This is a genomic window from Aureimonas sp. OT7 (assembly GCF_014844055.1).
Taxonomy (GTDB): domain Bacteria; phylum Pseudomonadota; class Alphaproteobacteria; order Rhizobiales; family Rhizobiaceae; genus Aureimonas; species Aureimonas altamirensis_A.
Genome location: NZ_CP062167.1, coordinates 1943946 through 1963683 on the forward strand (window position 1 = coordinate 1943946; position 19738 = coordinate 1963683).

Consider the following 19738-nt stretch of genomic DNA (forward strand, 5'->3'; position numbering starts at 1 on the left):
GGGGGGCCGAGTGTCGGCCACCCCCTTGACGGTGCCCGGAATATCGCATCCCTTCATGTGAAATCATATTCACTATGAAGGAATATTGTCATGTCATCAGAATATAATCCTATTGCGCCGGCCGGTTTTGCGGACGATGCCGGGCATCTCGCCGCCGCGGCGGATGCCGCGGCCCGGTCGGGCGACTGGCGCGCCGCCGCGCGCCTGTACGAAAGATCGTTCAGGGCCGACCGACGCCTCGAGACCGCGGCGATATCCGCGTGCCGATGCTCCATGCGCGACGGGGACGCGCCATCCGCGATCTCCATCCTGTCGGAGCTTCTGGCCGCCGCGCCCCGGCACTACATGGCACTGATGGAGCGCGGCCGGCTGTATGCGGCAGCGGGCCGGCAGCAGGATGCCCTGATCGATTTCCGCAACGCCGGCGCCGCAGCATCGTACAAATTCGAGCCGATGCTGGAACTCGGCCTGTTGCTGGAGGACATGCAGGACGATGAGGGGCCGGCTGCGCTGCGCACGGCTGTCGCCCAGGCCGGCCGGCAGAGCGCGGCAGCCCTGTCGGAGGTGCTTCGCCTCGTCGCGACACGCAGGCTGGCGCGGCGTGACGGTGCCGGCGCGCTCGAGGCATCGGACATGGGCCTTCAACACGCCACGACGATCAGGTCCGACGAGAACGAGATCTGCCGATGGTTGATCCGGCGGGGCGAGGCGCTTCTGATGCTCGGTCGCTCCGAAGAGGCGTGGAGCGCGTTCTCGGCCGCTTCGGCCGCCACCGCGCAGGATGTCCTCGCCCGGCTTGGGGACGTGTCCTACCAGCACGGCCTGATGGAAGAAGCGGAAGAGGTGTTCCGCCGGGCCTGGCTTCTGCATCCGGACAGCGCGCATGCGGCCTTCAATCTCGGCAAGATCCTGTCCACGCGGTGGAAGGTGGTGGAGGCCCAGGCGGCACTCGACCGCGCGGAGCAACTTTACCGGGCTGCCGGCAATCAGCCGATGCTGGCCGAGATCGGAATCACGAAGGCGGCGATGCACTGGCGAAGCGGCAACGCCGACGCGGCCTTCAACGCATACTCGGCACTGCGCAAGGGGCTCGTCGGCCACGCGGAGGTACCGGCAAGCATTGCAATGACCAGCCTCTACCGCGACCGGCTGTCGGCGGCCGAAATCCGTGACACCCACAAGGTGCTGTTCGCCGAGATGGGAAGCGGCGCCCGCAAGGCCGGCTCGTTCGTCCGTCCGCCACTGGATGGCCGGCGGCTGAGGGTGGGCATGCTCGGCGCCGACATGAAGCGCTTCCACCCCGTCAACATTTTCATGCAACCGGTTCTGCGGGAACTCGACCGGAGCCGGATCGAGGTGTTCTTCTATCATTGCAGTACAGGCTACGACGACCAGACGCATCTGGCCCGCCAGCGTGTCGAGCACTGGCTCGAAGTGGCCGAATGGTCCGACGAACGGCTTGCCGTGCAGATGGACAGGGACGGACTGGACCTCTTGATCGACCTCGTTGGTCACACCAGCACAAACCGCGCCCAGGTGCTGGCCCGGCGCGCCGCCCCGGTGCAGGCGATGTATCTGGGCTATCCCGGCACCACCGGGCTTCCCAATATCGACTGGATCATCGGTGACGATGTCGTCACGCCGCCGGAACTGGAGCACCTCTATACCGAACGGGTGTTCCGTCTTCCGGGAACGGTCTTCTGCTTCGCGCCGGAGACCGATTTTCCTCCGCTTCCCGCCGGCAAGCGTACGGGGCCGATCGTGTTCGGCTCGATCAACAACGCGCCGAAACTGAACACCCGGACCCTCAAATGCTACGCGGGCGTGCTTTCGGCCGTTCCGCAGTCCAGGCTTTCGCTCCGCGCGCCCAGTTTCGTCGACGCGGCCGCGGTCGATCATTTCCGCGCCGGCCTGCGGGCGGCCGGGGCCGATCTCGACCGGGTCGAGTTTCATCCGCCGCTGCCTCTGCCGGACATGATGGCCGCCTTTGCCGACATCGACATCGTCCTGGATTCGGTGCCCTATTGCGGCGGCACGACGACACATCAGGCATTGTGGATGGGCGTGCCGGTGGTCAGCATGATGGGTGAGGGCTTCGCCGCCCGAATGGGGGCGAGCTTCCTTTCGGCCGCCGGCCTATCGGACCTTATCGCACGCGACGACGCCGAATATCGGGCCGTGGCCGAAACCCTGGCCAAGGATCGCACCCGCCTTGCCGAACTTCGGCGGAACCTGCGCTCACGGCTGATCGGGCACGATGCATGGAACGCGGTTCGACATACGCGCGCCCTCGAGGGCGCGATGTTCGCCATGGCGCAGGGCGGAGCACATCGCGATGCCAACGATCAATAACTCCAGGGTTACTATGTCGGATAAAATGCAATCAGAGATAGCGGGACAGAAAAGTCATGGATACTGTAACCTGCATCGTATGTTTAATGTGACGGTACGATAATCATTATGTCGCAGAGTTCAGAAGCCGGACAGGAAATCGCGGCACGCTTCAACGGCGCGAACGCGGCCTTCAGGGAGGGTCGATGGGCCGTTGCCCTCGAAGGGTTCGAAGCGGCGCTCGTCCTGGACGAGCAACTCGAGCCGGCCGGCATCCAGGCTGCCCGCTGTCATGCCAATCTCGGAAACTGGGCTGCGGCGCGCGATGCCTTCGCGCGTGTGCTCATGATCAACCCGGCAAGCTACACCGCGTGGCTGGAAAGCGGCCACGCCTGCCGCCGCCTGGGCCTGTTCGACGACGCGGAATCGGCGTATCGCCGTGCGGCCGGGCTGGCGCCGAACCGGCACGAGGCGTTCGTTTCGCTTGCGCGTCTGCAGGAAGAGTTCGGGCATTTCGACGCATCCGACGAAACGCTCGCCAAGGCGCTGGAATCGGCCCGTGCGACATCCATGCAAACCGTTGCGCTTGTGCATCGGATGATGGCCCGATACCGGATCGAGCAGAAGATGCCCGAGCGGGCGCTCGCCTCCCTGGAGGTGGGTATCCGCATCGCCGCCGACGCTGGCGCCGATGTCAACGAATTGTGCGAATGGCAGCTCGACCGCGGTAACGCGCTCATGCTGATGGGCGATAAGGAACGCGCCTACAAGGCTTTCGGTGCGGCGTCGGCCTCGACCGCGGAAGCGACATTGCAGCGTCTTGCCCAGGTATCCTACGCGCATAATCTGTGGGTCGAGGCGGGCGACGTCCTGCGGCGCAGCGCCGAGCTCAACCCGACCAGTTCGCACTCGCTGCTGGCGCTTGCCAAGCATCTGGCCGAGTGCTGGAACATAACCGAGGCCGAGCAACTGCTGGACAAGGTCGATACGTTCGGTCCCAACGCGGAATCCGCAGGTATCCGGGCCAACATGGATATCCGCCGGGGGGATGCGGAAGCCGCCGTCAAGATCCTGATCGAGGAGGCAAAGGCACATCATACGGGTGGGCGCGAGTGCTCGCGTGTCGCGATGACGTCCCTTTATTGCGACACCTACGACGCCAAGGGCATTCTCGATCTGCACCAATGGCTTTTCGAGCCGCTTGCCGCACAGGCCCGCGACCGTTCGTCGCTGCGCCGAAAGCCGTTGAAGGGGCGTCGCATACGCCTGGGCTTCATTGCCGCCGACCTTCATTACCAGCATCCCGTCAACATCTTCATGCAGCCGATCCTGCGCGAGCTCGATCGTGAAAAGTTCGAGTGCTTCGTCTATGCGTGCGGCGGTCTCTTCGACGACCAGACACGGCTGGCGCGCGAGCGGGCCGAACACTGGCTCGAGGTCGAGGCCTGGTCCGACACCCAGCTTGCCGCCCGTATCGAGCAGGATCAGATCGACATACTGGTCGATCTTCTGGGCCATACCGCCCATTCTCGCGGGGCGATGCTGGCACGCCGGGCTGCGCCCTATCAGGTCAACTATCTCGGCTATCCCGGCACCACGGGCTTGCCGAACATGGACTGGCTCATCAGCGACGGCGTCGTCACGCCGGATGGCGCCGAAGAGTTCTACTCCGAAAAGATCGCGCGACTGCCCGGAACGGTGTTCTGCTACGCGCCCGAGGAAGAGTATCCGCTTCCCACCTTCAATTCCGAAATGGAATCCCGGCAGCTCACGTTCGGCGCCGTCAACAACGCCGCGAAGTTCAGCCGCAAGACGCTGGCGCTGTATGCGCGCGTGCTGGAGGCGGTACCCGGTTCCCGGATGGTCATCCGGGCTCCGAGCTTCGGCGACAAGCAGGCTGTCGCCCTGTTCCGGCAGCGTTTCGAGGAGTTGGGAACCGACCTTTCGCGGCTGACCTTCCTGCCGCCCGTCGCCATGCCGGAGATGATGGCCGCTTACGCCGATATCGATATCGTCCTGGACCCGCATCCATACAATGGCGGCACCACCACCATGCAGGCGCTGTGGATGGGCGTGCCCGTCATTACCCTGGAGGGCCGCCAGTTCGTGTCGCGGATGGGCGCCAGCTTCGTCCGCGCCGCCGGCCTGGAAGATTGGGTGGCAGCCAATGAAGATGCCTATGTGGCGATTGCCGTTGCCAAGACAAAGAACCGCAAGCAGTTGCTGAATCTCAAGAAGGGCATGCGCAAGAAGCTTCAGGCTCGCCCTGCCTGGGATCCCGTTGCGCACACGCGCAATTTCGAGAAGGCGCTTATCGACATCATCGCCAGCGAAAACGTGATCCCCGCCGAATAACAGGCGTTCCCACGTCTTTCATCCACTGATCCAAAAGGGCCGACCGGCCTTGTCCGGTTGGCCCTTTTCCTGTCCGGAAGGGCGATCTCGCCCCCTGGATGCCGGAAGGCGGTTTCAACTCGTGCCGCATTGCACTACAGGCTGCAACTCCAAACAACGCGTGGCGAGGAAGATCCGTGGACGAGTTCGTCAAAAGCCTGATGGAAAATTACGGGGCCTTCGGTATCGGACTGCTCATGTTCCTGGAGAACATCTTTCCGCCCATACCCTCGGAAATCATCATGCCGCTGGCAGGCTATCAGGCCGCCCAGGGGCAGATGTCCATCTACACGGTCATCCTGTCCGGCACGATCGGCACGGTGCTCGGCATCATGCCCTGGTACTATCTCGGCTATTTCTTCGGCGAGCATCGTATCATCCGCCTGTCGGAGCGCTTCGGCCGCTGGATGACACTGGCACCGTCCGATGTCCGTGCCGCCGACCGCTGGTTCCGCAAATACGGTTACCTCGCCGTGTTCCTTGGCCGTCTGGTGCCCACCGTGCGCACGCTGATCTCCATTCCGGCTGGCCTTGCGGAAATGCCGCTCCCGGCCTTCCTGCTGTTTTCCACGATCGGCAGCCTGATCTGGACTTCGTTCCTGGCGCTGTCGGGATATCTCCTGGGACAGAGCTACGAACTGATAGACCAGTATGTCGGCCCGGTGTCGAACCTCATCGTCCTCTCGATCGTGGTCCTTTATGTCTACCGCGTCATCACCTTCAAGCCGGAAAGCCGGCGGACATCGTCACGCTCCGAGTGACCGGACGGAAGGCTGCGGCGCGCCGTCTTCGGACTCCGCCTCCGGGTAGGAGTCCAGCCTGCGGGTGGAGCCCCAGCGGTCGAGCACGTCGTTGATGGCATCCAGTATGAAGTACAACGCCGCATCGCGGTCGTAGCCTTCATCGCGAAGCTGGTCGTAATCGGTGTAGCTGTGGCGGATATGGGCGATGGCCGCCAGCCAGAACGCCTGGTCCGGCCCGACGGTGCGCAGGTGCCGCGAGCGCGCGGCGGAGCGGACCGTCTCGGCATCCAGATAGGGAATGCGCGGTGTCGTCGCCCGCATGGCCCTGTCGATCGCCCGCTGACGTTCCGTCGCCATATCGCTCTCCACCGCTCGAGTTCTTCAGGCATGATGGCACGGGGCCGGGGCTGCTTGAAACAGGCTTGCGCGTTCACGACAGGAGATATAAGGATTTCCTTATATCATAATGCAACGGAGATGTCGTGGCATCCTCACTGCCATTCGACGAAACGGTCAGCATGCTGAAGGCGGTCGCCGAGCCGACCCGGCTGCGGCTTGCCCTTCTGTTGCTGCAGGGTGACCTGACGGTCAGCGATCTGGTGACGATCCTGGGGCAATCGCAGCCCCGCATCTCCCGTCATCTCAAGCTGATGGTGGATGCCGGCGTCGTCTCGCGCTACCAGGAAGGGGCCTGGGCCTATTTCCGGCTGAGCGGAGACGACAGTGCCGAGCTCGTGCGGCGGATGCTGCCGCTGGTCGGCGCAGCGGATGGCCCTCCCGCCCATGACAGGGACAGGCTGGCCCTCGTACGTGCGCGGCGCGCCGAAAGGGCGGCGGCCTACTTTGCCGACAACGCCGCCGAATGGGACCGTATCCGCGCCCTGCATGTACCCGATGCCCTTATGGAAGCGGCGTTGCTGGAGGTTCTGGGCGACGATCCGGTGGACAGGTTTCTGGATATCGGCACGGGCACCGGCCGGATGCTCGAGCTTATCGGCCCGCGCGCCCGTCAGGCAGTCGGTGTCGACGCCTCGCGCGAGATGCTGGCCATCGCCAGAGCCAAGCTGGATGGGGCGGCGCTATCCCATGTCTCGGTCCGGCTGGGTGATGCCTATAATCTGCCGGTCGAGCCGCTCAGCCACGATCTGATCGTCCTGCATCATGTGTTGCACTTCCTGGACGAGCCGGCCGCGGCGTTGCAGGAAGCGGCCAAGGCATTGCGCCCCGGCGGCCGCCTGGTCGTTGTGGATTTCGACGCGCATGACTGTGAATTCCTGCGTGAGGACCATGCCCACGCGCGGCTGGGCTTCAGCCAGACGATGCTGGCCGGCTACTTCGAAGCGGCCGGCCTGGAGGCGACGGACGTCCGGGCGCTGCATCCCGGAGAGCGCGGACAGCTGACCGTACTGATATCCACCGCCTGCAAACCCGCCCGCTCCAACCAGGTCGACGCGGCGCTGCCGGCTCGATTCGCATGACAGGAACGAACCTCATGTCCGCTACGTCATCGGCCCAACGGTCGAACCTTCGTGTTTCCTTCGAGTTCTTTCCGCCGAAGACTCCGGCGATGGAGGAGACGCTCTGGTCTTCCGTCCAGCGCCTTGCGCCGCTGGAGCCGAGCTTCGTTTCCGTCACCTATGGTGCGGGAGGATCGACCCGCGAGCGCACCCACCAGACGGTGAAGCGCATCCTGGAAGAGACCCATCTCGCGCCGGCCGCGCACCTGACCTGCGTGGACGCCTCGAAGGACGAGGTGGACGAGGTCGTCCGACAGTACCGGAATACCGGCGTGCGCCACTTCGTGGCGCTGCGGGGCGACAGCCAGGCAGGGGCGGGGGCCGCATTCGTGGCGCGCCCGGATGGCTACCGGAATGGCGCGGAGCTGACGGCGGGCCTCAAGGCGATCGACCCCTCTTTCGAGATATCGGTTTCCGCCTACCCGGAGAAGCACCCCGAAAGCCCGGATTTCGCAACCGACATCGACCTGTTGAAGCGCAAGGTCGACAATGGAGCCAGCCGGGCCATCACGCAGTTCTTCTTCGATAACGATACCTATGAGCGGTACGTCGAGCGCGTGCGCCGGGCCGGCATATACGTTCCCATCGTGCCGGGGATCGTCCCCATCCACGACTTCACCAAGATCCGGCGTTTCTGTTCCGCCATCGGGGCCAGCATTCCGACCTGGCTTGCCGAGCGGTTCGAAGGGCTCGAAAACGATCCGCAGACACGGGCGCACGTCGCCGCGGCCGTGTGCGCCGAACAGGTGCTCGACCTGACGCGGCGGGGCATTTCGGATTTCCACTTCTACACGATGAACCGCGCCGACCTCGTCTACTCGATCTGCCATATCCTCGGCATGCGCCCCAGATCGGAAGCCGCGCCGGCGTCGGGCGAAGCTGCGGCCTGACGGGCAAGGACCCGGAAGCCATCCGGGCATCAAAAAACCGGGGCCAGTACATGACCCCGGTTTCTCATCGTTAATCGTCAGGAGCAGCGGCAATAGCCGAAAGGGGTATCAGGAGATGACCCCGGTGACCAACGCACCGATAAAAATGAATGCGGCCCCAATCATAACCATATTGAGCGATCGCGTGATTTCCATCGGATGTAACTCCCTTCTCACGGTGTGTTACAGTGTTAATCAATCCTGAATGACGGTAAAGGGCAAAACGTTGCGGCAGGGCGGCATCGATGGGCGCAAATGTCGCAATAGCCTAATTTAAAACGATAATATCGGACGATATTTTTCCGTGACCGACATGGGTGGACGGCGTGTTTTGCGGTGCGAAAGCACTGCGTCGGTCACGCAATCGGCTTCATCATGTCGCAGTATGCATCATCTAGGGTGACAGGATTCGCATGAGAGAGGGTCGCGTTGCAGAAGTTCGATACAGCCATCGAGGCCGTCCACACCTTGCGTCCGGACGTACCCGTCTACTGCTTTAGGCCAGAGGTCCTGGCGCAGGATGCCCGCTCGTTCCTGGAGGCGTTCCCCGGCGAAACGGCCTATGCGGTGAAAACCAACGGCGAACCGATGGTTCTGGAGACGCTGGCGAAGGCGGGCGTAAAGCTGTTCGACGTCGCTTCGCCGGGAGAGTTTGCCGCGGTGCGTGCCGTGGCCCCCGATGCCGGCATGCTATACATGCACCCCATCAAGGCGCAGTCCGACATCAGGCTGGCGCTGGAGACCTATGGTATCCGGGTCATGTCCCTCGACCATGAGGACGAGGTGGCGAAGATACTGCGCGTCGTGCGCGCGCTGGACATGGATCCCGGAACGATCACCCTGTTCGTCAGGCTACAGACGAAGGGTCATGCCGCCTACGAACTGTCGAAAAAATTTGGCGCCGCGCCCGCCCACGCGGTCGAGCTGCTGCAACGTTGCCACCGGATCGGCTTTCGAACCGGCTTGTGCTTTCATGTCGGCTCGCAGATCGAAGACCCTGAGACCTACGAGCGCGCTCTCGCCTCGGCCGACTGGGTGCGCAACCGGGCCGATGTGCCCTTGGCCGGGCTGGATGTCGGTGGCGGCTTCCCGGCCGAGTATGGATACGATCCGAAGAGGCGCAAGCCGGACATGCCGGGCTTTCCGGAGATCATGGCGCGGTTGCGTGCCGACCTCGACGAATGGGGATTTGCGGATGTCCCCCTGGTGGCGGAACCGGGAAGGGTCATCGTTGCCAGGGCCTTTTCGCTGATCGTGCGCGTGCTGCTGCGCAAGGGGCGCCGGCTCTACATCAACGACGGCATCTGGGCGTCGCTGTCGGATTCCTGGACGGGCAAGATCACCCTGCCGGCGCGCTTCATCCCCGATCCGGCGCGCAAGAGGCGCAATGGCGATCCGGGCAACATCGCCGCCTTCAAGGTATGCGGGGCAACCTGCGATAGCGTCGATATCCTGTCCCGGCCGTTCTGGCTGCCCGAGACGGTGGACACCGGCGACTGGATCGAGATCGGCCACATCGGCGCCTATTCGCTGTCGCTGCGCACACGCTTCAACGGCTTCTATCCCGATACGTTCGTCCATGTGACGACGCCGTTCGGTGCGGGCGATGCCGCCGAAGGCTATGCCAGCCTGGAGACGATGGCTGATTGAGCGTCAGCGCCGGACGTCGCCATCGTCCAGGCCATGGTGATCCAGGATGATCTGGATATTGCGGCGATGCGCCTTGAAGTAGACGTCGAATGCATCGCCCACGAAGGGGACCGCGCCGAAGGCGATGCCGGCCTGGAGACGATGGCTGATTGAGCGTCAGCGCCGGACGTCGCCATCGTCCAGGCCATGGTGATCCAGGATGATCTGGATATTGCGGCGATGCGCCTTGAAGTAGACGTCGAATGCATCGCCCACGAAGGGGACCGCGCCGAAGGCTATGCCAGCCTGGAGACGACGGCCGATTGAGCGTCAGCGCCGGACGTCGCCATCGTCCAGGCCATGGTGATCCAGGATGATCTGGATATTGCGGCGATGCGCCTTGAAGTAGACGTCGAATGCATCGCCCACGAGGGGGACCGCGCCGAAGGCTATGCCAGCCTGGAGCCGATGGCCGATTGAGCGTCAGCGCCGGACGTCGCCATCGTCCAGGCCATGGTGATCCAGGATGATCTGGATATTGCGGCGATGCGCCTTGAAGTAGACGTCGAATGCATCGCCCACGAGGGGGACCGCGCCGAAGGCGGTGTCCACGCCGATATTGTACAGCATGGACATCAGCTTGCGCTTCGGCAGGCCAAGCTGCCGCGCCTCGTTGACGATCAGCAGGCCGACAAGGGCGCCTGCGGCGTCGCCGAAAATCGGCACCATGCCCATCAGCGCATCCGCGCCAAAACGGATGTTGGTGCCAGGCAGGCGCAACGCTGTGTCCATGACGCGCGCCAGCATCGCCAGGCGGCGGATGCGACGCAGCTTCTCGTCACGGCTCATGCCGCGGACGGCTTCACCCGGAAGAATATATTCGACAGTGGCCATTCGGCGCTCCCATCCTCAACTGGACGTCGAAGATGTGGGCATTGCAACCAGGGGTAAAAAGGGGGCGGCGACCGGATTTCGGTTCCGGTCGCCGGTCGGGCCTCATCTCAGAGTGCGGACAGCAACTGGCGCGTCGGCCAGCCATCGGCCGGCATGCCCAGCCGGATCTGCTCCTGCCGTATGGCGGCGCGCGTGTTGGCGCCGAGGATGCCATCCACCTTGCCGACATCGTACCCGCGCGCCACCAGGCGCTGCTGAAGCTGCTTCATCTGGTCGCCGTCCAGGCCCGGCTGGGGGTTGCCCTCATGCACGGCGGGCGCCCCGGCAAGGCGTGTGCCGAAATAGCCGGCCGTCAGGGCATAGACGAGCGAGTTGTTCCACGTCAGGTAAACGTCGAAATTGGGGAAGGCCAGGAAGGCCGGCCCGCCGCGTCCCTGCGGCAGCACAATGGAGGCGGGGACGTTGTCGCGCTCCAGCGGCGTACCGTCCGCCTTGGTGACGCCCAGTGCCGCGAAATTGCTGCGTGGCTCCTTGGAGACAAGGGCGGCCCGGTCGAAGGGGAAGTCGGCGGGCAGGCGCACTTCCTCCAGCCAGGGCTGGCCCCGCTGCCAGCCCAGATGCTGGATGAACTTGCCGGTCGTCATCAACACATCCGGCACGTCGGTCAGCAGGTTGATACGGCCGTTGCCGTCGGCATCGGTTCCGAAGGCCAGGTAATCCTCCGGAAGCATCTGCGTCTGCCCGAGCTCTCCTGCCCAGGCGCCGCGCATCTCCGAAGGCCGCAGATAGCCGCGGTCAACCAGCGCGATCGCGCCCATCAGGTGCGGACGGAACAGGTCCGGCCGGCGGCAATCGTGCGACAGGGTGGCCAGCGCGTTCAGCGTGTCGAAATCGCCCAGCACTGCGCCGTAATCTGTTTCAAGGCCCCAGAAACTGGTGATGACGGCCGCGGGAACGCCGGTCTGCGCCTCCACCTCGCGGAAGACGGAGGCATATTGCTGCATGCGCTGCTTGCCGTTGGCCAGACGGTTCTTGTTCACCATGCGGCCCTGAAACTGCAGCCACGCCTGCTGGAACACGCCCTGGGCCCTGTCCCGCTGCAGGACCTTGGGGTCCTGCCGCACCGAAGCCAGCGCCCTGTCGACACCCGCCTCTGAAAGCCCGCGGCCGATGGCCTCGCTGCGCACACCCTGGATAAAGGCGCTGAAGTCGCCGCCGCACGCGGCGCCCTGCGCCATGGCGATCGAGGAACTGGCCCCAAGAAGTAGAAGCGCGGCGCCGAGCCGCTTGACGGTGTTCATGATTTCCGTTCCCGACATGTCGAATTCACCCGCCTGAACGCCGCGATCATGGCCGTTTGAAGATGGCCATTGGATTGCCGGCCCGGTTTATCGCCTTGTGTGTGACGACAGCCACTTCTGCCATTCCTGGCGCGATCCGGAAAATGCATTGCGGTCGACGTCTCCGTCGATACCGGCCACGGTGCCAGTTGCCGTATACTGCCAGAAGTGGAAATCACGCGCTTCGTAGACGTTGTCCGGGTGGTCTGCCACGGCCCGCAGCCAGAAGCGGTGATTGGGATAGGTCCCCACCAGCCGATCGCGATGGATATCGATCGGCGCGTAGATAATGGGGCGCATTCCGTAATGGCGCTCCAGCGCGTCCATGAAGGCGCTCATTTCACGCAGCATTTCGGCCCTGTCGGGCCTGCGGGTGCAGGTGGGCGAATGGGGCGTCCACTCCACGTCGAGGACCGGCGGCAGGGACAGCGCGTCCTGCGGCACGTTCTTTATGAACCACCGCGCCTGTTCGATGCCCGGCCGGCACCAGTAGAAGAAATGGTACGCGCCATGCGGAATACCGGCGTCGCGTGCGCCACGCCAGTTTTCATGGAAGCGCTCGTCGAGGCGGTCGCCGCCTTCGGTGGCCTTTATATAGACGAACTCGACGCCGCCGGCCTTTGCGGCACGCCAGTCCACGGTGCCCTGGTATTTGGAGATGTCGATACCGTGGACGGGGTAGTGATCCGGCCGCTCTCCGGCGATGCGGGTAAGGCCCAGCTCGACCGGGTCGAGGCTCGCCGTGCGGCATCCCGTGATGCCGAGCGCGCCCACCAGAGCCAGGATTGCGAAGGCGATGACGCGCCGGTTGAGTGTCATGCGGTATCCCGATCCTGCCCGATACCCCGGAAAATGGCCAAGCAGCCTTTCGTCAGCCTTGAGCCGATTTTGCGGCCTCCGCGATCACGATTGTAAGATTGTGCAACATGCTTTGATCTATGGGCTGCAACTTGAGCCTGTCCGCCGCGGTTCTGTTGCTGAAGGACGAACTGAACAGGACAAGAAAATCATGAGGACACCCCTTATCGCTCTTGGCGCAGCTGCGCTGCTTGGCCTTGCAGCGTGCTCCGACAACAATTCGGCTGAGCAGCCCGCACCGCCCGCCGGCGGCACGACTCCCCCCGCGGCGACGACGACCACCCCGCCAGCCACGACGGCTCCGCCTGCGGCCGAGCCGGCGCCGGGCGGGACGACCGGTGGCACCATGGGTGGGTCCACCGGCACGACCAACCAGTAATCGAATCCGTCTGCACACGTAATGGAACCGGCAGCGGCATCGCTGCCGGTTCTTTGCTATCGGTGGTAGGTTTCAATCCAAGGCGCCAACCGTTTATGATGGGCCTCGACGATTCCGGGCCGGCCTATCCGGCGTAAGGGTGCAAACTGCCGCATGTCGATACTGTCCACTCTTGGCGCCCTGATGCGGGATATTGCCATTCAGGGTCTGTCGGCGCTGGAGGCAATTTTCGAACGGCTGCGCGCTTTGTACGAGCGCGACGCGGAAACGCGCCGCCGCGTGGCCTTCTCGGTTGCGATGATCGCCCTTGCCGCCAAGATGGCCAAGGCGGATGGCGTCGTCACCCAGAACGAGATTTCCGCCTTTCGCCGTATCTTTGCGATACCCGCCGAGGAAGAGCGGAACGTCTTCCGGCTCTACGATCTTGCGAGGCAGGATACGGCGGGCTTCGAGCTTTATGCCGCCAAGCTTCGCGGCCTTTGCAGCAATTCCTGCGACGGCGAGTGCGCCATGCTGACGGATGTCCTGGACGGGCTCTTCTTCATCGCCGGCTCCGACGGGATCGTGCACGAGCGGGAGCTGGCGTTTCTGGAGCGGGTCGCCCAGATCTTCGGCCTGAGCGAGGCGGAGTTTGCCCGCATCAAGGCGTTGCATGTCCATGAGGGCGAGGGCAGCTCCTATGCGGTGCTGGGCGTTTCCCCCACCGACCCGATGCCCGTGATCCGCCGCCGCTATCTCGAACTGGTGCGCGAGAACCACCCGGACAGACTGGCGGGCAGGGGTGTGCCGCAGGAGTTTATGGCCATCGCAGTGGAGCGGATGAAAGCCATCAACGCCGCATGGGACAGCATCTCGCGGGTGCCGGCCGCGTGATCTTTGCAAGCGACAGCGCGCATGTCGACCGGGTCGTGCCGTCTCCCAATCACGGGGAGCGTCGCGGGGGCCAAAAGCCCGATATCCTGGTGCTGCATTACACCGGCATGCGGCCGGACGATCCTCCCTTGGACCGCCTGACCGACCCGCGAAGCGAGGTATCGGCCCATTACCTGGTGATGGAGGATGGCGAGATCGTCCAGATGGTGCCGGAGGCGCGCCGGGCCTGGCACGCGGGGGAGAGCTTCTGGCGCGGCGAGCGTGACGTCAATTCCAGGTCCATCGGAATCGAGATCGTCAATCCGGGCCATAATCATGGCCTGCGGCCGTTTCCCGCGGTGCAGATCGACCGCCTGATCGAATTGTGCAGGGATTGTGTCGCCAAATGGGCGATCCCTGCCGCAAACGTGGTGGGGCATTCCGACATCGCCCCCTCCCGCAAGGAAGATCCGGGCGAATTGTTCCCCTGGGATCAACTCTCGGCAGCCGGTATCGGCATGACCGTGGAGCCCGTTCCGATATCCGGCGGGCGGTTCCTTTCGCCCGGTGACAAGGGAGACCCCGTCGCCGCCTGGCAGGCCATGCTGGCCGCCTACGGTTTCGATGTGACGGCAGACGGAAACTACTGCGATACAACGCGTCTGGCTACATTGGCCTTCCAGCGCCATCATCGCCCGTCGCTGCTGGACGGCATCGCCGATACGAGCACGGTGGGCACCATGCACCGGCTTTTGTCGCGGCGGATTTCGGAAGAACAGGGCCGTCACCTCGCGCCGTAACTGTAACAGGCATTAATATTCCGTGAACGCGCCGACACATTGCCGTTTCTTTTCCTGACGAGAAACTGCCCTAACGGCACCGGCGTCGCCTGCGACGCCGATGCCGCTCGGCGTCGCAGCGTTTCTTGCCGCCGCAACAACCAGTGTGCCGGCATAATGCGTGTTCTGCAGCCGGCGATATCGACAGGACGATGATGAACAGACTGCCCCTTTTGGCTGGGGTCGTGATGATGTCGCTTGCCCTCATCCCAGCCGCTCGTGCCGATACCGCCTCTTCCACGTCCACCGCACCGGTGGAAACCGGAAAGCCGGAAAGAACCGTGGAAACCCCCTTCACCGACATGCCCTATGCGGAACTGATCGCCACCGAGGCCGAACGTGCCGGCGTGCGACTGGAACTGGCCCATGCGGTGATCTTCGTGGAAAGCAATTACCGGCCCGACGTGACCGGTTCCGCCGGCGAAGTCGGCCTGATGCAGATCAAGCTCGCCACTGCCCGCGACATGGGCTTCAAGGGCACCCGCAAGCAATTGTACGATCCGGCAACCAACCTTCGCTACGGCATGCGCTATCTGGCGGGTGCGAAGGAAAAGGGCGGGGGCACGCTGTGCGGCACGATCCTGAAATACAATGCCGGGCACTATGCGAAGCGTTCCAACCCGACCTCCCGCCAGTACTGCCGCAAGGTGCAGGTGCAGATGGCAAGCTATTGAGCGTCCCGCTCGCTTGACATTGAAGGCGCGCGGGCACAGGTTCCGCGCGCCAGCCGGCCGGGCGACCGCTGCCGCAAGGGCCGAAAGGCCGCGGGAGAGGAAAGTCCGGGCTTCACGGAGAAACGGTGCCGGGTAACGCCCGGCGAGGGTGACCTCAGGGAAAGTGCCACAGAAAGCAAACCGCCGGCGCGCCGCATGGCAGGCCGGTAAGGGTGAAAGGGTGGGGTAAGAGCCCACCGCGCGCCTGGCAACAGGCGTGGCTAGGTAAACCCCACCGGAAGCAAAACCGAATAGGAACGACACGGCGTTCGCGCCAGCCTTCTCCGGGCCCGTCGTTCGGGTAGGTTGCTTGAGGCGCGGTGCGAGCCGCGTCCCAGATGAATGGTCGCCGCCCGGCCGCAGGGCCGGTGCACAGAACCCGGCTTACAGGCCGGCTGGCTCCTCGACCCCCAATTCCCGGTCCGTCCGTCACCATGCGGCCCACGCTCAAGGTGGGCGGCCATGGGACGGCTGCAGCCGCCAGCCCCAGGCACATGAAATATTTCAGTTTTTTACAATGTCCGGAATGCAGCCAAGCGTGCGCGCGATCCTGACGTTCGCCGCCTATCAGTAGTTTTAAGTATCTGTTTTTACGGCATTTACCTTGGATTGAACGGTGATCCTGATCCGTGGACACACCGGTTTGTGGGGGCAAATCCCATTGACGCCCACGTGATCCCATGGTAAACCAAATGACAATTCGGGGTGCCTGCTTTGGCGGGCAAATATCAGTTCGAAATTTCGGCATTCGGGCGCGGACGGCGCGGGGTGCGGTGCGTTCATGCGTGCCGCTGCCGGAGGTGCTTTGCCGGATTTTCGCTGAAGCGGGGGTGGCATGAGATGCAACCGGTCGGAAAGGCAAGTGTGACGCTTGATGAACCGGTTTCTCTCCAATGCGGTCAACAACATCGACTCCAAGGGGCGGGTCTCCGTGCCGGCGATGTTCCGCCAGGTTCTGGCGGCAAAGGGCTTTTCCGATCTCTATGCGCTGCAGTCCATTGCCCATCCCGCCATCGACGTCGGGGGCATGGACCTTCTGGAGCGCTACGAATCCAGGATGGCCCGGGAGGACCCCTTCGGCGAAACCTTCGCCGACATGTCGCTCTTCGCTTATGGCGACGGGGCGTTTCTGAAATTCGATGCCGAGGGGCGGATCACGGTGACGGACTTCATTCGCGCCCATACGGGGATAACGGACAAGGTCGTCTTCGTTGGGCGCAACGATTTCTTCCAGCTCTGGGAGCCGGAGCGGTTCGAGGCGCATCGCTCCGAGGCGCGTCGGCGCCTGCAGGCCCTGCGGCCGGGGGCTGCGCAATGAGCGGGCCCCGCCATCTCCCCGTATTGCTGAACGAGGTGCGTGCGGCCGTGGCCGCGGCGCCCGGCGACGTCATCGTAGACGGAACATTCGGGGCCGGCGGCTACAGCCGGGCCCTTCTGGATGCCGGCGCGACGGTGATCGGCATCGACCGCGACCCGACCGCCATAGCCGCCGCCAGCGCCATGCGCGCGGAATTCGGCGCCCGCCTGCGACTGGTGGAGGGACGCTTCTCCCGCATGGGAGAGTATGTCGAGGGGCCCGTCGACGGCGTCGTGCTGGATATCGGCGTCTCTTCGATGCAGATCGATACGGCCGAGCGTGGCTTCTCCTTCCAGAAGGACGGCCCGCTGGACATGCGGATGGAAACGGCCGGCCCCTCCGCGGCCGATGTCGTCAACCGTCTCAAGCCGGGCGACCTTGCCCGGGTGCTGTCCTTTCTGGGCGAAGAGCGTCAGGCCGGTCGCATCGCCCGCGCCATCGAGGCGCGCCGCGCCGAGCGACCCTTCGAGACCACCGCGGACCTCGCCGGGCTGGTGGGCAAGGTGCTGGGCCGCCGCCCGCAGGACAAGATCGATCCGGCCACCCGGACGTTTCAGGCGCTGCGCATCTACGTCAACGACGAGCTGGGAGAGTTGATGAACGCGCTGGTTGCTGCCGAGGCCATCCTGAAGCCGGGCGGGCGACTTGTGGTCGTGACCTTCCATTCGCTGGAAGACAGGATCGTAAAGCGGTTTCTGCGCGATCGCTCGCAAGCTGCTTCACAGTCAAGGCATTTACCCGATCTTAGCCATGAGGATGCGACATTCGCGACGCGCAACAAGGCTGAAGGCGGCACGGCGGAAGAGATCGCGGAAAACCCGCGTGCCCGCTCCGCCAAGCTTCGTTCCGCGGTGCGCACCTCCGTGCCGGCGCGGCAGGGGCCGCATGCCTACCGGTTTTTCGATCTACCCGCGCTGGCGGCACTGCCGCAATCCGGAGCACAACGCTGATGCTGAAGACGCTCGATATCATCCTCGTCGCCATCATGCTCTGCGCGGCCACATGGACGTTCAGCGTCAAGCACGAGGCGGAATCCATCGAGGAGCGTTTGCGCAAGGTCGATGCCGAGATCGCCATGGAGCGCGAGACCATCTCCCTGCTGGAGGCCGACTGGAGCCTGCTCAACCAGCCCTACCGGCTGCAGCGGCTGGCCGACGTCTTCGCCGCCGACCTGAACCTGAAGACCATTTCGCCGACGCAGATCGTCGGTCCTGAAGATCTGCCGTCCGAGCCGGTGCCGGCAGCCCTGGAGCCGAGCGCCCTGGAAGGCGGCCTGGCGGCCAATCAGCGAGGTGTCCTTCGATGAAGCTGCGGCGCCGCCTTCGCGATGAGCCACCGTTGAACAAGTCGCGGCTCGCCATTGCCATGATCGTCTTCTGCGGCGTCTACGCGGTGATCGGCGGGCGGCTGATGGCATGGGGCACGATGCCGGAGGCCGAGGCGTCGGCACAGAGCCGGACGGAGCCGGCACCGCGTCCGAACCTTCTGGATCGCAACGGCGAAGTGCTGGCAACCGATATCCGCAGCGCATCGGTCTTCGCGGAGCCGAGCCGCATACGCGACATGGACGTGGCAACCGAGCGCCTTGCCGCCGTGTTGCCCGGTCTGGACGGAGAAGCCGTGCGCAAGCGGCTGTCCGAGGGCGGCGGCATTGCGTGGATCAAGCGGAACGTGACCCCGGCGGAAGCACAGGCCGTGTCGAAGCTGGGCCTCGCCGGCATCGGCCTTCGAACGGAAAAGCGACGCTACTACCCCGGCGGCAGCACGGCATCCCATGTGGTCGGCCACGTCGATGCCGACAATCGCGGCGTCGCGGGCATGGAAAAGTTCGTCGACCTGGAGGCCCGCAAGGGGCGGCGCACGAATGCAGCCGGCCAGCCGGAACCGGTGCGCCTGTCGGTCGACCTGCGGGTGCAGCATGTCCTGCGCGACGAACTCGCCTCCGCGATGAAGAAATACCAGGCCACGGCCGCCGGTGGTGTCGTCCTCGATGTCGAGACGGGAGAGGTCGTCGCCATGGCTTCGCTGCCGGACTACGATCCGAACAACCCGGACGGCGCCATGGCCGACGGCGGCATCAACCGCATGTCGGCGGCGACCTACGAGATGGGGTCCACCTTCAAGACGTTCACCACGGCGATGGCGCTGGAAAGCGGCAAGGTGGACCTGACCGATACGTTCGACGCACGCGCGCCGATCCGTATCGACGGCTTCACCATTTCCGACACGGGCGGACAGAAGCGTTCGCTGACCGTGCCCGAGATCTTCATGTACTCGTCCAATATCGGTGCCGCGCGCGAGGCCGAGGCCGTCGGCGTCGCGGGGCATCGTGCCTTCCTGTCGCGCATCGGCCTCCTGGCGCGCCTGGAAACGGAACTGCCCGAGACGGCGACGCCCGTGCAGCCGCGCCAGTGGCAGGCGGTCCATTCGATCACCGCCTCCTTCGGGCATGGCGTGGCCACGACCCCGCTGCAGACCGCGGCGGCCGGTGCCGCGCTGATGAATGGCGGCTATCTGGTCCGACCGACCTTCCTGGCCCGCTCCCGGGCGGAGGCGGAAGCCGTCCGCGTTCCCGTGGTCAGCAGCCGGACATCCGACGAAATGCGCTATCTGTTCCGGCTCAATGGCGAGCAGGGCTCCGGCAAGTCGGCCCGGGTGGAGGGTTTCGACGTCGGCGGCAAGACCGGAACGGCCGAGAAGATGATCGATGGACGCTATCGCGCGGACAAGCGGTTGAACGCCTACATGGCCGCATTCCCGATGGCGAGCCCGCGCTACGTCGTCTTCGTCATGATCGACGAGCCGCAGCGCGCCGCAGGAGATCCCTACGCCACGGCCGGCTGGAACGCCGCGCCGACGACGGCCAATATCATTCGCCGTGCCGCCGCCTTTCTGGATATCCGTCCCGATTTCGGCAATGCCGGACGACAGCTTCTGGTGAGCTACTGATTCTATGCTATCGG

Annotated in this window: 19 protein-coding genes, 1 other RNA gene and 2 pseudogenes; 15 read left to right on the forward strand and 7 right to left on the reverse strand. The window is 64.4% G+C overall.

What is annotated here, in order from left to right:
- Window positions 1-90 precede the first annotated feature (90 nt).
- From IGS74_RS09370 to IGS74_RS09380, 3 genes are all read left to right on the forward strand, one after another.
- Window positions 91-2352 carry a hypothetical protein gene (locus IGS74_RS09370; RefSeq protein ID WP_192391179.1) on the forward strand — a complete coding sequence of 754 codons (2262 nt, stop codon included), beginning with the start codon at window positions 91-93 and terminating at the stop codon, window positions 2350-2352.
- 108 nt (window positions 2353-2460) lie between these two features.
- On the forward strand, window positions 2461-4686 hold the full coding sequence (locus IGS74_RS09375; RefSeq protein ID WP_192391180.1) for a hypothetical protein: 2226 nt from the start codon (window positions 2461-2463) through the stop codon (window positions 4684-4686).
- A gap of 176 nt (window positions 4687-4862) precedes the next feature.
- The gene (locus IGS74_RS09380) at window positions 4863-5486 is read left to right on the forward strand and encodes a DedA family protein (protein WP_192391181.1); all 624 of its coding nucleotides are present in this window, start codon (window positions 4863-4865) and stop codon (window positions 5484-5486) included.
- Here the strand turns inward: IGS74_RS09380 and IGS74_RS09385 are convergent.
- Window positions 5472-5825, reverse strand: coding sequence for a DUF2293 domain-containing protein (locus tag IGS74_RS09385; protein WP_192391182.1), 354 nt, complete (start codon window positions 5823-5825; stop codon window positions 5472-5474). The genes IGS74_RS09380 and IGS74_RS09385 overlap by 15 nt on opposite strands.
- A gap of 125 nt (window positions 5826-5950) precedes the next feature.
- Here IGS74_RS09385 and IGS74_RS09390 point away from each other — a divergent pair, with 125 nt between their 5' ends.
- The 3 genes from IGS74_RS09390 to IGS74_RS09400 all read left to right on the forward strand — a co-directional run bounded on the left by IGS74_RS09390 (window position 5951) and on the right by IGS74_RS09400 (window position 9564).
- Entirely contained in the window at window positions 5951-6946 is a 996-nt protein-coding gene (locus IGS74_RS09390) for a metalloregulator ArsR/SmtB family transcription factor (protein WP_246723097.1), read from the forward strand.
- Between the two features lie 14 nt (window positions 6947-6960).
- Complete coding sequence (gene metF, locus IGS74_RS09395; RefSeq protein WP_039190975.1) at window positions 6961-7875, forward strand: methylenetetrahydrofolate reductase [NAD(P)H]; 915 nt, start codon at window positions 6961-6963, stop codon at window positions 7873-7875.
- A gap of 468 nt (window positions 7876-8343) precedes the next feature.
- A complete protein-coding gene (locus tag IGS74_RS09400; protein WP_192391183.1) occupies window positions 8344-9564 on the forward strand; it encodes an ornithine decarboxylase in 1221 nt (406 codons plus the stop codon).
- Window positions 9565-9567: 3 nt separating this feature from the next.
- Here the strand turns inward: IGS74_RS09400 and IGS74_RS09405 are convergent.
- From IGS74_RS09405 to IGS74_RS09430, 6 genes and pseudogenes are all read right to left on the reverse strand, one after another.
- Window positions 9568-9681: pseudogene (locus IGS74_RS09405) on the reverse strand (DUF4112 domain-containing protein); the annotation flags it as partial.
- A 39-nt stretch (window positions 9682-9720) separates the two neighbouring features.
- Window positions 9721-9867 (reverse strand): DUF4112 domain-containing protein, encoded by a 147-nt coding sequence (locus IGS74_RS09410; protein ID WP_192391680.1) that lies wholly within the window; start codon window positions 9865-9867, stop codon window positions 9721-9723.
- Window positions 9868-9873: 6 nt separating this feature from the next.
- A pseudogene (locus IGS74_RS09415) lies at window positions 9874-9987 on the reverse strand (DUF4112 domain-containing protein); the annotation flags it as partial.
- A 39-nt stretch (window positions 9988-10026) separates the two neighbouring features.
- Entirely contained in the window at window positions 10027-10437 is a 411-nt protein-coding gene (locus tag IGS74_RS09420) for a DUF4112 domain-containing protein (RefSeq protein ID WP_245282956.1), read from the reverse strand.
- A gap of 107 nt (window positions 10438-10544) precedes the next feature.
- The gene (locus IGS74_RS09425; RefSeq protein WP_039190980.1) at window positions 10545-11738 is read right to left on the reverse strand and encodes a lytic murein transglycosylase; all 1194 of its coding nucleotides are present in this window, start codon (window positions 11736-11738) and stop codon (window positions 10545-10547) included.
- Between the two features lie 87 nt (window positions 11739-11825).
- A complete protein-coding gene (locus IGS74_RS09430) occupies window positions 11826-12596 on the reverse strand; it encodes a GH25 family lysozyme (protein WP_192391184.1) in 771 nt (256 codons plus the stop codon).
- Window positions 12597-12786: 190 nt separating this feature from the next.
- Between IGS74_RS09430 and IGS74_RS09435 the strand changes: the two genes are divergently transcribed.
- The 9 genes from IGS74_RS09435 to IGS74_RS09475 all read left to right on the forward strand — a co-directional run bounded on the left by IGS74_RS09435 (window position 12787) and on the right by IGS74_RS09475 (window position 19724).
- Window positions 12787-13014 carry a hypothetical protein gene (locus IGS74_RS09435; RefSeq protein ID WP_156122225.1) on the forward strand — a complete coding sequence of 76 codons (228 nt, stop codon included), beginning with the start codon at window positions 12787-12789 and terminating at the stop codon, window positions 13012-13014.
- A 162-nt stretch (window positions 13015-13176) separates the two neighbouring features.
- Window positions 13177-13887: a DnaJ family molecular chaperone gene (locus IGS74_RS09440; protein ID WP_192391686.1), complete on the forward strand. Its 711-nt coding sequence runs from the start codon at window positions 13177-13179 to the stop codon at window positions 13885-13887.
- Window positions 13854-14666, forward strand: coding sequence for an N-acetylmuramoyl-L-alanine amidase (locus IGS74_RS09445; RefSeq protein WP_192391185.1), 813 nt, complete (start codon window positions 13854-13856; stop codon window positions 14664-14666). Before IGS74_RS09440 ends, IGS74_RS09445 begins: the two co-directional genes overlap by 34 nt.
- 194 nt (window positions 14667-14860) lie before the next feature.
- A complete protein-coding gene (locus IGS74_RS09450; RefSeq protein WP_192391689.1) occupies window positions 14861-15379 on the forward strand; it encodes a transglycosylase SLT domain-containing protein in 519 nt (172 codons plus the stop codon).
- 49 nt (window positions 15380-15428) lie between these two features.
- An RNA gene (gene rnpB / locus IGS74_RS09455) (RNase P RNA component class A) lies at window positions 15429-15821 on the forward strand.
- Window positions 15822-16292: 471 nt separating this feature from the next.
- Window positions 16293-16736: a division/cell wall cluster transcriptional repressor MraZ gene (gene mraZ / locus IGS74_RS09460; RefSeq protein WP_192391186.1), complete on the forward strand. Its 444-nt coding sequence runs from the start codon at window positions 16293-16295 to the stop codon at window positions 16734-16736.
- Window positions 16733-17725 (forward strand): 16S rRNA (cytosine(1402)-N(4))-methyltransferase RsmH, encoded by a 993-nt coding sequence (gene rsmH, locus IGS74_RS09465; protein WP_192391187.1) that lies wholly within the window; start codon window positions 16733-16735, stop codon window positions 17723-17725. Before mraZ ends, rsmH begins: the two co-directional genes overlap by 4 nt.
- Window positions 17725-18081: a hypothetical protein gene (locus IGS74_RS09470; RefSeq protein ID WP_192391188.1), complete on the forward strand. Its 357-nt coding sequence runs from the start codon at window positions 17725-17727 to the stop codon at window positions 18079-18081. Before rsmH ends, IGS74_RS09470 begins: the two co-directional genes overlap by 1 nt.
- Window positions 18078-19724 carry a penicillin-binding protein 2 gene (locus IGS74_RS09475; RefSeq protein WP_192391189.1) on the forward strand — a complete coding sequence of 549 codons (1647 nt, stop codon included), beginning with the start codon at window positions 18078-18080 and terminating at the stop codon, window positions 19722-19724. The genes IGS74_RS09470 and IGS74_RS09475 overlap by 4 nt, the downstream gene beginning before the upstream one ends.
- Window positions 19725-19738: the final 14 nt, after the last annotated feature.

Excerpts from the sequence above, each read along its gene's own strand:
- metF (WP_039190975.1), top strand. The coding sequence starts at position 6,961 with ATGTCCGCTACGTCATCGGCCCAACGGTCGAACCTTCGTGTTTCCTTC.
- IGS74_RS09445 (WP_192391185.1), top strand. The coding sequence starts at position 13,854 with ATGGGACAGCATCTCGCGGGTGCCGGCCGCGTGATCTTTGCAAGCGAC.
- IGS74_RS09385 (WP_192391182.1), bottom strand. The coding sequence starts at position 5,825 with ATGGCGACGGAACGTCAGCGGGCGATCGACAGGGCCATGCGGGCGACG.
- IGS74_RS09435 (WP_156122225.1), top strand. The coding sequence starts at position 12,787 with ATGAGGACACCCCTTATCGCTCTTGGCGCAGCTGCGCTGCTTGGCCTT.
- IGS74_RS09430 (WP_192391184.1), bottom strand. The coding sequence starts at position 12,596 with ATGACACTCAACCGGCGCGTCATCGCCTTCGCAATCCTGGCTCTGGTG.
- IGS74_RS09475 (WP_192391189.1), top strand. The coding sequence starts at position 18,078 with ATGAAGCTGCGGCGCCGCCTTCGCGATGAGCCACCGTTGAACAAGTCG.
- IGS74_RS09375 (WP_192391180.1), top strand. The coding sequence starts at position 2,461 with ATGTCGCAGAGTTCAGAAGCCGGACAGGAAATCGCGGCACGCTTCAAC.
- IGS74_RS09425 (WP_039190980.1), bottom strand. The coding sequence starts at position 11,738 with ATGAACACCGTCAAGCGGCTCGGCGCCGCGCTTCTACTTCTTGGGGCC.
- mraZ (WP_192391186.1), top strand. The coding sequence starts at position 16,293 with ATGAACCGGTTTCTCTCCAATGCGGTCAACAACATCGACTCCAAGGGG.
- IGS74_RS09470 (WP_192391188.1), top strand. The coding sequence starts at position 17,725 with ATGCTGAAGACGCTCGATATCATCCTCGTCGCCATCATGCTCTGCGCG.
- IGS74_RS09420 (WP_245282956.1), bottom strand. The coding sequence starts at position 10,437 with ATGGCCACTGTCGAATATATTCTTCCGGGTGAAGCCGTCCGCGGCATG.
- rsmH (WP_192391187.1), top strand. The coding sequence starts at position 16,733 with ATGAGCGGGCCCCGCCATCTCCCCGTATTGCTGAACGAGGTGCGTGCG.
- IGS74_RS09450 (WP_192391689.1), top strand. The coding sequence starts at position 14,861 with ATGAACAGACTGCCCCTTTTGGCTGGGGTCGTGATGATGTCGCTTGCC.
- IGS74_RS09370 (WP_192391179.1), top strand. The coding sequence starts at position 91 with ATGTCATCAGAATATAATCCTATTGCGCCGGCCGGTTTTGCGGACGAT.